10 protein-coding genes are annotated in these 12014 nt (G+C 37.8%); 5 read left to right on the top strand and 5 right to left on the bottom strand.

Annotated features, from left to right (window positions below; all coding sequences use genetic code 11):
* Together H1P_RS39505 and H1P_RS36485 are read left to right on the top strand one after the other, a co-directional pair.
* A partial coding sequence (locus H1P_RS39505; protein WP_144872407.1) for a four helix bundle protein occupies positions 1-122 on the top strand: 122 nt, incomplete at its 5' end.
* Positions 123-219: 97 nt separating this feature from the next.
* Positions 220-387, top strand: a complete 168-nt coding sequence (locus tag H1P_RS36485) for a hypothetical protein (protein WP_186376133.1) — start codon at positions 220-222, stop codon at positions 385-387.
* Between the two features lie 63 nt (positions 388-450).
* Here H1P_RS36485 and H1P_RS24865 read toward each other — a convergent pair whose 3' ends face one another.
* The 4 genes from H1P_RS24865 to rimO form a co-directional block, all read right to left on the bottom strand.
* Positions 451-768, bottom strand: coding sequence for a hypothetical protein (locus H1P_RS24865; protein ID WP_144872404.1), 318 nt, complete (start codon positions 766-768; stop codon positions 451-453).
* A gap of 357 nt (positions 769-1125) precedes the next feature.
* Positions 1126-2232 (bottom strand): threonine synthase, encoded by a 1107-nt coding sequence (gene thrC / locus H1P_RS24860; RefSeq protein WP_222427218.1) that lies wholly within the window; start codon positions 2230-2232, stop codon positions 1126-1128.
* Positions 2233-2411: 179 nt separating this feature from the next.
* Complete coding sequence (locus H1P_RS24855) at positions 2412-3872, bottom strand: DEAD/DEAH box helicase (protein WP_144872398.1); 1461 nt, start codon at positions 3870-3872, stop codon at positions 2412-2414.
* 129 nt (positions 3873-4001) lie between these two features.
* Positions 4002-5339 carry a 30S ribosomal protein S12 methylthiotransferase RimO gene (rimO, locus tag H1P_RS24850; protein ID WP_144872395.1) on the bottom strand — a complete coding sequence of 446 codons (1338 nt, stop codon included), beginning with the start codon at positions 5337-5339 and terminating at the stop codon, positions 4002-4004.
* A 555-nt stretch (positions 5340-5894) separates the two neighbouring features.
* Here rimO and H1P_RS24845 point away from each other — a divergent pair.
* From H1P_RS24845 to H1P_RS24830, 3 genes are all read left to right on the top strand, one after another.
* On the top strand, positions 5895-6539 hold the full coding sequence (locus H1P_RS24845; protein WP_144872392.1) for an NAD(P)H-dependent oxidoreductase: 645 nt from the start codon (positions 5895-5897) through the stop codon (positions 6537-6539).
* A gap of 199 nt (positions 6540-6738) precedes the next feature.
* Positions 6739-10029, top strand: coding sequence for a UvrD-helicase domain-containing protein (locus tag H1P_RS24840; protein ID WP_144872389.1), 3291 nt, complete (start codon positions 6739-6741; stop codon positions 10027-10029).
* Positions 10030-10310: 281 nt separating this feature from the next.
* Positions 10311-11624, top strand: coding sequence for a family 10 glycosylhydrolase (locus H1P_RS24830; protein ID WP_144872385.1), 1314 nt, complete (start codon positions 10311-10313; stop codon positions 11622-11624).
* A 207-nt stretch (positions 11625-11831) separates the two neighbouring features.
* Here the strand turns inward: H1P_RS24830 and H1P_RS37690 are convergent.
* Positions 11832-12014 (bottom strand): hypothetical protein (locus tag H1P_RS37690; RefSeq protein WP_222427217.1); only part of this gene is annotated, 183 nt, incomplete at its 5' end.

The raw sequence follows: 12014 nt of genomic DNA, 5'->3' as shown, positions 1-12014 counted from the left end.
ATGTTCGTTATCTTCAGATTGCTCTTGGCAGTTTAAGAGAATTAGATACTCAATTAATTATTGCTAAAAAAGTAGGTTTAGCTAAACCTCACATTCCGCAGAAAAATTTAATTTCTTCGTGATTTTTGAGCAATTTAGTCTACACACTTTAAGAGATAGAGAATACAGCGATTTTAGAAACAGAATAAGAACTAATATATTATTTGGTGTTTTTGAAGATTGGCGATTGCTATAAACGGCTATATTCAAGCAAATTCATTTAATTATTTCCTTGAGAAAATTATCTGCGGAATGTCAGCTAAACCAGAACTATTTACAAATGCAATGAACGAAGTAGAAGAAATGCAAAAAATAATGGTTTCTACTTTACAAAAGCTATCTAGATAACCCTCTTCACATCGATCTTCTTCCTTCTTCCTTCAAGTGGTGGCGCGGCGATTCATCTCCTACCTAAAGGACGAAGCTTTCTTGCCGCCACGCGGTAAATATCTTGATAACTTCCTCTTTATTTTCGAGATTAGTTAGTAAATACCAGGGATTTGGCAGTTGTTTGTTATTGTATTTTCTTTTCCAATAAACTACCACATTAAATCTATCTTGCCTTTTCTCTTCTGTTACCAAGACTTTAGTATCTAAAACTTTGTCTCCTGGTTTGATCTCTAAAGAATCAAGAGATTGATATTTTTTATAACGAGGTTTAATTTTAGTACTCTTATTTAATCTAAGAATAAAATAGATTTTCTTTTTAGTAAGCCAAAATGCGCTCATCTGTGCTTCTGTATTCTCTATCGCCTATCACTACTAGCTTATAGTCTTTCAGTAATTTTAGGACAGGTCGGATTGTAGCGACTTGCGACGGCTTCGCTAGTCCTTTAGGGTTCATAGAAACTACTGCTATGGGAAGGTCAGAATCAACAGTATCTACAGATATTCTGATCTTTTTAGCTCGTTGGGAATGTTTTACTAATGCTTTATCTCTCTAGCTAATGCATGAGAATTCATCTTATCTGCGATCGCATTTTGTCTTACAGATTAACTTTTGAAGAATATCTAAAATATTAGGGGCTTTGCAACGAAAAGCCCCTACTAATATTGGATTGATAACAAATACTAAATAATCTGGGATCAAAATCCCATAACTTTGGCGACATCGGCTAAATTTGGTTCGATATCTTTGTATGTCTCGTTGATGCTGTGGGTAATCGCGCTGTCGGGGTCTTTTAAACCGTTACCAGTTAAGACACAAACAATATTAGAATTAGCAGGTACGCGATCTTTTACTTTTAATAAACCCGCAACGGAGGCTGCGGATGCAGGTTCGCAAAAGATACCTTCTTCAGAGGCTAGGATGCGATAAGCATCTAAAATTTCTCGATCGGTGACAGCATTAAACTCTCCTTCACTGCTTTTCTGGGCATTAAGGGCTTTGTCCCAATTTGCAGGATTCCCAATCCGAATTGCTGTAGCCATTGTTTCAGGGTTGGGTACAGGTGCGCCAGAGATAAAGGGTGCAGCACCAGCAGCCTGAAAGCCCATCATTTTAGGTAATTTACCACATTTATTTACTTGATAATATTCATTAAAGCCCATCCAATAAGCGGTGATGTTTCCTGCATTACCCACAGGAATACACAACCAATCTGGAGCATCTCCTAAGACATCTACTACTTCAAAAGCTGCGGTTTTCTGTCCTTGTAAGCGATAGGGATTAACTGAGTTAACAAGGGTAACAGGATAGTTTTCAGATGCTTCTCGCACAATTTTTAGCGCATCATCAAAGTTACCTTTAATGGCAATCACTTCTGCACCATAAAGTAATGCTTGAGCTAACTTTCCTAAAGCTACATAACCATCAGGAATAATCACAAACGCTCTCATTCCTGCTCTTCTGGCATAGGCTGCTGCTGATGCCGATGTATTTCCTGTACTGGCACAAATTACCGCTTTTGCTCCTGCTTCCTTGGCTTTGGATATTGCCATGGTCATACCTCGGTCTTTGAAGCTACCCGTAGGATTAAGACCATCGTACTTGATAGACACCTTAACCTGACGACCAATACGATCGCTGATAGAAGGTACAGGAATTAACGGCGTATTACCTTCTAGCAAAGTTACTACTGGGGTAGCTTCACTCACAGGAAGATAAGAACGATAGGTTTCTATTAAACCTTGCCAGTTGTTGGCGCGAGTTGCAATGGCAGGTGATTTGGCTATAGTATCAGCAGGAATAATCGGAGTCACAATAATCAGCTATTAATAATTTGTTTAGTTATTAGTTGCTATTAAACAAAACAAGTAGAGTTTTAAGCTCTAAGTTTGGTCTAAGTTGGGCAGGACTCTAATATACTGCAACTCTTCAGACTTGGTTAACTCAACACTTAAAACTCGATCGCGATCGCTATAATTAGCTATTACTTTTCACTAATAACAACTTCAGACCTCATTTTACCCTGGTATCTGTTACGATTCCCAGATTTGCCACGAAAACGGTCTTTACGATAGCCTCCACGACCAGATTTTTTCTTGATAATGGGTTTGGCGAAACCATCTTCGGGTACTTCCCAATCTCCTTTCATCCATTGAGGACAATTTTGATCGTAAACCATTTGTAGAGCAGCAGCAGCGATTGCTTGGGGATCGTATTCGTCGCTCAACTCTCTCACTAGAGGTAAGAAGGAAGCTACCCTTTCATCGGCGAGAGTATCTTTAACTCTGGTTTTGAGTTTAGCGATGCGTTTGGCTTCTACTTGACTGCGACTGGGGATTTGAGCTGTTTCTATTTTTTGGCGAAGACGACGCTCAATTTGTTTGAGCATTCTGCGATCGCCTGGTTGCACGAGAGCAATTGCTGTACCTGTTTTTCCTGCACGACCAGTACGACCGATACGATGGATATAGGTTTCGGCATTATCAGGTAAGTCGTAGTTAATAACATGACTTAAATCATCAACATCTAGACCTCTGGCAGCGATGTCTGTGGCTACAATCATGCGAATTTTGCCGTCACGGAAGCGTTTTACTAGGCGTTCGCGCTGTCCTTGGCTTAAATTACCATGATACTCATCTACACTGTGTCCTGCTTCTTGAAGCTTGATAGCTAGTTCATTAGCGGTGCGTTTGGTACGAACAAAGATAATCGCGGTTTCTGGTTCTTCAATCTCTAGGATTGGCTGTAGAGCTTTATATTTGGGCCAGCCACGGGGAACAATGTAAACGTGCTGATCGATTCTTGTAGGTGCAGCTTGCTGTTGTTGCACTTTGATCATTACAGGAGATTGTAAGAATTGCTGTACCAAATCCTTAATCTCTCTGGGCATAGTAGCGGAAAAACAGACTGTTTGTTTCTCAGAAGGTGCTTGACGTAAAATAGTTTTTACATCATCAATAAAGCCCATGCTTAACATTTCATCGGCTTCATCAAGGACTGCTACTTTTAATTGATCCAGATGTAATTTACGTCGTTCTAAAAGATCGATAACTCTTCCTGGCGTACCAACAACTACCTGTACTCCTTTTCGTAGGGCAGTGATTTGTCTTTCGATAGATTGACCACCATAGACGTTTAGTACATAAATTCTGCGATCGCCGATGAAGTCTTTAATCGCTTCTCCTACCTGTTGAGCCAATTCGCGGGTAGGAGTCAGAATAAGTACTTGTACTGCCTTATTCTTAGGGTCTAATAGCTCTAGTGAAGGCAAAGAGAAGGCTGCGGTTTTACCCGTACCTGTTTGGGATTGACCAAAAATATCTCGCCCTTGAAGTAAAGAAGGAATTGCTTCTTGTTGAATTTGAGTAGGTTCAGCGAAACCTAGACTTTCTAGTTGTTCTGCACAAGCATCAGATAGTCCTAATTCTTTGAAAGTGATTGTCATAACTTACTTTTGTGTTTTGTGTTTTTACAGAGTTTACTTAAAAAAAACTTTACAGTTTTTAGCAGTTTAACTATGGCGTTCCTCTTGATATTTTCAAGGGGAAATAAAAAGGCTGTTTACTAATCAAAATCAGACTGCCGAATAAGCTGCTACAGGAACAACTTCGCCATAAAGATCGTAGGTGTCTGTCGCCGTAATAGTTACGGGAACTATTGACCCCAAAGACGCTTCTCCGCGTACATAGACCATGCCGTCTACCTCTGGAGCAAATCTAGCGCAGCGTCCGATTAGTTCCCCTGTATTGGGGTTTTCCTGTTCGATCAAGACATCAACGGTTTTGCCGAAACAAGCTTGATTATTACGAGCAGAAATCGGTTGTTGAATTAACATCAAAGTCTCACGACGGCGATCCATAATCTCTTGAGGGATTTGGTTTGACCTCTTGTATGCAGGAGTTCCTTCTTCTGGGGAGAAGGTAAAAACACCTACGTGATCGAACTGATGACGCTGAACAAATTCTGTTAAATGTTGGAAATGGGCTTCAGTTTCCCCTGGAAAGCCGACAATAAAGGTGGTGCGAAGAATAGCATTAGGTAAAGCTTCTTTAATTTTTTCTATGATGCCATCATTAACCCTACCCTGCCAAGGACGATTCATCGCCCGCAAAATTTCAGGATGAGAATGCTGTAGCGGTAGATCGAGATAGGGTAAAATGTTGGGAGTGTCGCGGATAGCTAAAATTACATTAGAAGTCAATCCTGTGGGATAAGCATAATGAATTCTGATCCAGGGGATATCAGTTTTACCCAAAACAGTCAGTAATTCTGCTAGTTTGGGTTTCCCGTAGATATCTACTCCGTAATTAGTTGTAATTTGGGAAATTAAGATAACCTCTTGTACCCCTTGGGCTGCTAATTGTTCTACTTCTGTGACAATAGATTCAATTGTCCGCGATCGCTGATTACCTCGCAAGTGCGGTATGATACAAAAAGCACATCTATAGTCACAACCTTCGGCTACTCTAACGTAGGCTACCCCTTCAGTAGTTGTACGGTACCGAGGAACTGTTTCATCAGCAATATATGTGGGTTCTTGGGAAATCTCTGTTACTCTTTCACCCTTTTCTGTTCTTTGGATAACATCAACTATCTTATGATAGTCACTACTACCGACTACTGCCACCGCTTCAGGAATTTCTTCTAGCAGTTCTTCTTGAAAGTGCTGTGCCATGCAGCCTGTGATAACAATTTTCTTATCGGCTTCTGCTAGCTCTACTAGCGTGCGGACTGATTCTTCTCTAGCAGCTTGAATAAAACTGCAAGTATTAACGACTACATAATCTGCTAACTCTTCGTTGGAGTCAACTTGATAACCAGCTTGTGCTAGCAAGCCTATCATATGTTCAGAATCAATACGGTTTTTCTCACACCCCAAATGGGATATGGCTATAGTTGGCTTTTCTGCCATACTTTACCTATTATTAATGACCATTACTAATTGTAGACAAGGAGTTTTTTGTTGCGTCAGACTCAATATCCCTATGATGATTACAGGTTTACTCTGTCGTAAATTTGATACTGACTGGAGCCGACTTGCGACTCGATAGGCATTGTACCAAGATTAAGACGAAGCTTACTGCAACCGTTGGTCAAGTTACTAAATTTATAACTTCCCCTGTGATAACTCGATAAATATTTAAGTTATTCGGCGAGCAAGGCAAGATATCGCCTCTGACTACTAATAAATTTCTATGAATCGGATATTTTAGATAATCACGATCATAAAATTGCTATTGTTAAGTTATTGTAACAGATACTCGAACAATTGGAAACAATTCTGTATTTATGCCTGGGTTTTTAATTGCACCTGACGTTTCTCCATTATACCTTAGTAACTGAATTTAATTAATTATTAAATGGTTAAGATTGCTTAGTTACCTAAGTATCGCTTTATTCTGTTTTCGCTCGAGGGGTTAGTGTATATATGTAATCTGAAAAAGATTTGTAATTTACGAATATTGCCATGACACCAGAAAATGCCTTGGAAAAACTGAAGTGGCGTTACGCCGTGAAAAAGTTTGATTCGACAAAAAAAATTCCTGATTCAGTATGGCAGTTGTTAGAGCAAAGTTTAGTTCTTTCTCCGTCTTCTTTTGGTTTGCAACCATGGAAGTTTTTTATTGTCCAGAATTCCGAAACTCGCGAACTATTATTACCCCACTCTTGGGGACAAAAACAAGTTGTTGATGCTTCCCACTTGGTAGTACTGGCAATTAAAAAGAATCTAGACGATGCTGATGTCGATCGCTACGTTCAAAGAATGGCACAAGTGCAGCAAGTCCCTATAGAAAAATTAGAACAGTTTGGCGGAATGGTCAAAGGATTTCTCAATAATCCGCCTTTTCCTTTTGAGGTTAATAGTTGGTCAACCAGACAAGTCTATATTGCTTTGGGATTCCTGATGACTTATGCTGCGATGTTAGATATCGATACTTGTCCTATGGAGGGTTTTGTTCCTAGTGAGTATGACCGAGTTTTAGGATTACCAGAAAAAGGATATAGTGCTGTTGTAGTTTGTCCTGTAGGATATCGTGCTGAAGATGATCCTGCTGCGGATAAACCTAAAGTTCGTTTTCCCACAGAAGAAATCGTGGAATATTTGGATTGATAATCACTACAGAATTTTATGGCGATGTAGGTGGGATGATTAAAGTGTTGGGTATTTTTGGGGTTTCATCAGCAATGCTATTATGTTTTATGTTTCAAATTAACACCTTGTACTCTACATTATCCCACCTTTACGATTAAATAATAAGTAATATTTTTAATTATATTGCTTATCGTTTTGAATTAAATATTGTTAACTAATGAGTCTTACCCCAGAGCAAAAAGCAGCAGTTTATACTTCTTCTAGTGTAATAGTAGTAGCGAGTGCAGGTACAGGAAAAACTCATTTATTAACAGAGAGATTTCTCTTTTATCTCCAAAATCGAAACATTTCTCCTTTACAAATTGTGGCTGTTACTTTTACTGAAAAAGCTGCTCGAGAATTGCGATCGCGAATTCGTGGTTTAATTAAAGAGAATCTACCAGATCGTTTTTATGTTTTAGCGGAGTTGGAAGCAGCACCAATCAGTACTATTCACGCTTTAGCTGGTCGTATTTGTCAGGAAAATTCAGAGGTTGCAGGAATTCCTGCTAATTTCGCGGTTTTAGAGGATGCCAAGGCAAAAATTTGGCTACAAGAAGGGATTGAAGCTGCATTGGCTAATCTTCCTCCCCAATGTTTTACAGATATTCCTTATTCTTTAATGAAGGAAACTATCAATTGTTTATTGAACGATCCCTATACAGCAGAAAAAGCTTTACAACAAGGTATTCAAGATTGGGAAGCGTTAATTAATCTCGGTAGAAAAGAAGCTTTAAAAAAATTATTTAACCATGATTTATGGCAAAAGTCTAGAGATATTTTGCTGAAAAATATCGGTAATTCGGGTGATAAATTAGAAACGATTCGTCAGGATGTGGTTGTAGCAATTGAAGAGTTAGAAGAGGGTAATTACAGTAATCATTTGATAGCTGTTCTTGATAAAATTAAACTCAATGTAGGAAGTAAAAAAAATTGGCAAGATATCACTATAGTTAAAAATGCTCTTAAAGAAATTAGAGAGTTAACTAAAGAAGTTATCAAAGAGGGTTTAATTGATTTAAAGTTATCAGAAGCAGATGCCAGATTACAGAAAATGCTACCTGCTTTAACAGAAGCTTATCGAGATGTTACTAACCATTTAACTCAGCTAAAACAGCAAGCAAGGGTTTTAACTTTTGCTGATTTGGAGATTTACGCATTAAAGGCTTTGGCTAATCCTCAAGTGAGAGAATATTATCAGCAGCGATGGCGAGTGTTTTTGGTTGATGAGTTTCAAGATACTAACCCTACTCAAGCCGAGTTATTAAAAGCTTTAACCAGTAATGTAGAGTTGACTATAGTTGGGGATATCAAGCAATCTATATATGGTTTTCGTCGCGCTGATATTCGGGTATTTGCCGATTTTAGAGAAAATATTTTGCAAAATCAAGGTAAAGAGGTAGTCTTAAGCACTAGCTTTCGCACTCATCAACCTTTAATTACTCAAATTAATCAAATTTTTCAGCCTTTATTAGGAGAGAATCAGCAAGATTTAGTTGCCTATCGGGAGTTTTCACCTAATGGAGAGCAGGGGAGCAACGGAGACGGAAAGACAATAGAAAATAGTGTAGAGACGTTTCATGAAACGTCTTTATCTGAAAAATTTGTTCCTTATATTCAGGTTTTTGCTGTTGCATCAGATAAGGAGACAGATAAGAGTCAACGTCAGAGGGTTGAAGCTTACCATATTGCAGCGAGGATCGAACAAATACTAGATAATAAGACGCTGGTACATGATAAGCAAAGCCAAACATTGCGTCCTATAGAGCCAGGAGATATTCTAGTTTTAACTCGTACATGGTCGCCTTTAGAAATATATGGTGAGGCTATATCTGCTTTAGGAATTCCTATTGCACCAGCAGGAGGGGGAAATTTATTAACTACCAGAGAGGCTAAAGATTGTTGGGCATTATTGCGCTTTTTGGCTGATACTCAAGATAATATCGCTTTAGTGGCAGTATTACGAAGTCCTTGGTTTGCTATTTCCGATCGCATTTTATTCCAAATTGCCCAAACTTTTCCGCGACAAGATAAAGAAGATCGACCTAGCTGGTGGGAAAGTATCCAGAGCAGTGATTATCCAGAATTAGAATACCCTGTCAGGGTATTAACTGAGTTATTAGAGCAAAGGGATATCGATCCTCCTTCTAGATTACTGCAAAAAAGCGATCGCTTAACAGGCTATACCGCAATTATTAGTAACCTTGCTGGAGGAAAAAGGCGTTTAGCTGATTGGAAAGGCTTTAGAGAGTTTATCAAAGAGTTAGAAGCAGGTACACAAGATATTTTTGGAGTTGTTCGCGATTTAAAGCAACTATACGATAATGAGGCGCAAATTGCTCGCCCAACTTTAGAAATAGATAATGCAGTGGCGTTAATGACTATTTACGCAGCGAAGGGTTTAGAAAGGTCATTAGTAGTGGTAGCAGACTTAAATAAAGAAAAGCCCCCATCATACCCTACGGTTTATTTTAGCCGTGAATGGGGTGTAGCAGTTAAAAGTAAAGACGATCGTAACAATTACCAAAAACCAGTTTTATATAAGTGGCTGGAAAATCAAAAACAAAACCAAGAATCAGTGGAAGCTTTGCGCGTATTGTATGTAGCTCTTACTAGAGCCAGAGATTACTTGATTCTGACTGCCAATCAAGAAGATAAAGGAGATTTAAAACTTCTTTCTCCTGGTTTAGCTGCTGCGGAAATTCCCATAGAAATTATTCCTTTTGAAGCGAAAAAATCATTCTTTACTGCTGCACCTTTGCCACCAATACCTAATAGCAGCCCCGCCTTATTAATTAACTCTGTAGGCTCTGGAATTTTTGAATTACCTGTAACTGCTTTAACCGAATATGCTCGTTGTCCTTATCGGTTTCAATTTCAATATCTTCAAGGACATCCAGGGGTAGGAGAAGGTATTGCTTACGGGATGGAAATTGGCTCTTTAGTTCATAAAGCATTAGAACATAATATTACTAACACGACTCGTTTAACGCCTTTTTGTAGTCATAGTTTGTCACAAGAAACCGTCACCGAAGCTTTAGATTTAGTTGCTGACTTTTTAAACAGCAATACTTATAAAATATTTCGGGATACTGCAATTAAAAAAGAACATCCCGTTAATTTAAAAATAGGCAAAATAAACTTCTCTGGAGTAGTGGATTTATTAGGTAAAGATTGGCTCTTAGATTATAAAAGCGATCGCCTTATCAATCCAGAACATCATCGTTTTCAATTGTGGGCATATTCTCAAGCATTGGGTTATAACCATGCATATATTGCTTACTTAAGACATAATTATGTATATAGTTTTGAGGAAATTAATTTAGATGCGATCTCATTTGAAGCCGAACAATTAGTAACCGAAATAGTAGCAGGTAATTACCAACCAAAACCCTCCATTGAAAACTGCTCTATTTGCCCCTATAACTCTTTATGTAAATTCAACATTTCACTTATTAGCGATCGATAAACAATGAATAACTATTAAGTATGATTAAACGAGATTAGATAGATGAGTTATCTAGGAATTTGATTCTCAAATATGTTTGCTGTAAATCTAATCAATGTTATTCATTTATATGACTAAAATAATTATATATTATAAAATTTATCACTTATCACTTATCACTTATCACTTATCACTTATCACTTATCACTTATCACTTATCACTTATCACTTATCACTTATCACTTATCACTTATCACTTATCACTTATTACTTATTACTTATTACTTATTACTTAATTAATCATGACTTCTAAAAAGAAACCCAATGGCTGTGGCTGTGCTAATATTCCCATTTCTGTAATCTTACTTTTTATTGGTGGTGGTTATTGGGCATTTAGTAAATATGGTATTCCTGATGTCAATCATTTAGTATCGAGAATCAAAGGAGAAGAAGTTGCTCCAGCTTTAACTCCTACCCCCACTCTTCCTGCTGCGCCTATTATTGAGAATCCTAATTTACCCACTTCTCCTGTTGTACCTTCAACAACACCAAATAATAGTAATTCACCCCAAAATAATTTACCCACTACACCTGTAGTAACAGCTAAACCCCAACACAATAATCAACCAGTTACTCCGCCAAAAACGACACCTCAACCAGATAACGAAGCAGCTACTCCTCCAGAAACTAATACCCAAACAACAAAACCGATACCTGTTAATAACTGGCAACAAAAAGAGATTAGAGGCATTTATTTTAGTCGCTATCAAATCACTAATAATGCTAGCGAAGCCATGATTCGTCAACGAGTACGATACTATAAATCTCAAGGAATTAATACGATTATCCATGGAGTTTGGGGTAACGCTTGTACTATGTATAATAGTGAAGTGATGCAGCAAAAATTAGGTTTTAAAAGTTGTCCTAATTTGTTTCGCGATCGATGGCTTAACTGGTTAATAGATGAAGCTCATAAGCAAGGAATGGAAGTTCATGCTTATTTTGAAAAAGGAATTAAAATAGATAAGAATAGTCCTATTTTTGATTTAGCAGTTGATAAAAAATGGCTAGTACCTGGAGTAGATAGAACTTATGCTGGAGTTGACCATTATGTATTAGATGTTGAGAATCCAGAAGTTGCTAATTTTTTCCGTGATATCTTAGTAGAATTTGTCAAAAAATATCCCGAAATTGACGCAGTACAGTGGGATGATTATTTGGGTTATCATGCAGAGTTACCAGGCAAAGTAGATCGCACTGAACATTTAACGAAATTTGTGCAAGAAATGATTTCTGCAATGAAAGAGGCTAACCCCAATGTTAGTTTTGATATTTGTCACCATAATCCCTATTGGGCGAAAAGATACTTTGCTGCTGATTGGAAAAAATGGGGCGTAGATCGAGTATTTATTCAAGCTTATAACGAAAAAGGTTTTAAAGAAGAATTAAACTATGTCAAAAAATATGATGGAGTTGCTATTACCGATCGCCAATTTCATCGTTTACCGCAACTAATAGAAAGTAAAGCTGTTAAAAGTATTTTAGTTTTTCCTTTATCTGGAAAGCCAGAAATAACTGCTGCTGAGTTAAAAACTTTGACTGAGAAAAACAATTAAATAAGGTAAGTAGGTATGAGTAATTAAATATAATATAAAATTAGGATCGCAAAGTTTATATTGGAGCTTTACGTCTATCCGATAGAGATTACTTACTACCTACTATCTATTACTTAACTCTACTAAGTTATAAAAAACGGCGTTGCTGAATCAAAGTATGATTTTAAAAATTAGAGCTTTTTTATAAATCTTTAGAAAGCTTAGAGCTTAGAGCTTAGAGCTACGAACCTTATCATTATTGATTTCATACCTGTCTTGAACGAGTTGCTCATTGAGGGAAACCCAAGGGGCTGATTCTGTCGTTTCACGGCAGAACTTGTAAGCCCCGCCCAAGACCCCTAAAGGACTCGGCTTCGCCGTCGCGCACTCGTTCGCTAAATCAGCAACGCC

The sequence above is a fragment of the Hyella patelloides LEGE 07179 genome (assembly GCF_900659865.1).
In the GTDB taxonomy this organism is placed as follows: domain Bacteria; phylum Cyanobacteriota; class Cyanobacteriia; order Cyanobacteriales; family Xenococcaceae; genus Hyella; species Hyella patelloides.
Note: the sequence above shows the minus strand (reverse complement) of the source record. Positions and strands in the feature narration are given on the sequence as shown.

Coding starts and splice junctions, on each gene's coding strand:
- H1P_RS24845 (WP_144872392.1), top strand. CDS start 5,895: ATGACACCAGAAAATGCCTTGGAAAAACTGAAGTGGCGTTACGCCGTG.
- H1P_RS24840 (WP_144872389.1), top strand. CDS start 6,739: ATGAGTCTTACCCCAGAGCAAAAAGCAGCAGTTTATACTTCTTCTAGT.
- H1P_RS24865 (WP_144872404.1), bottom strand. CDS start 768: ATGAGCGCATTTTGGCTTACTAAAAAGAAAATCTATTTTATTCTTAGA.
- rimO (WP_144872395.1), bottom strand. CDS start 5,339: ATGGCAGAAAAGCCAACTATAGCCATATCCCATTTGGGGTGTGAGAAA.
- H1P_RS24830 (WP_144872385.1), top strand. CDS start 10,311: ATGACTTCTAAAAAGAAACCCAATGGCTGTGGCTGTGCTAATATTCCC.
- H1P_RS24855 (WP_144872398.1), bottom strand. CDS start 3,872: ATGACAATCACTTTCAAAGAATTAGGACTATCTGATGCTTGTGCAGAA.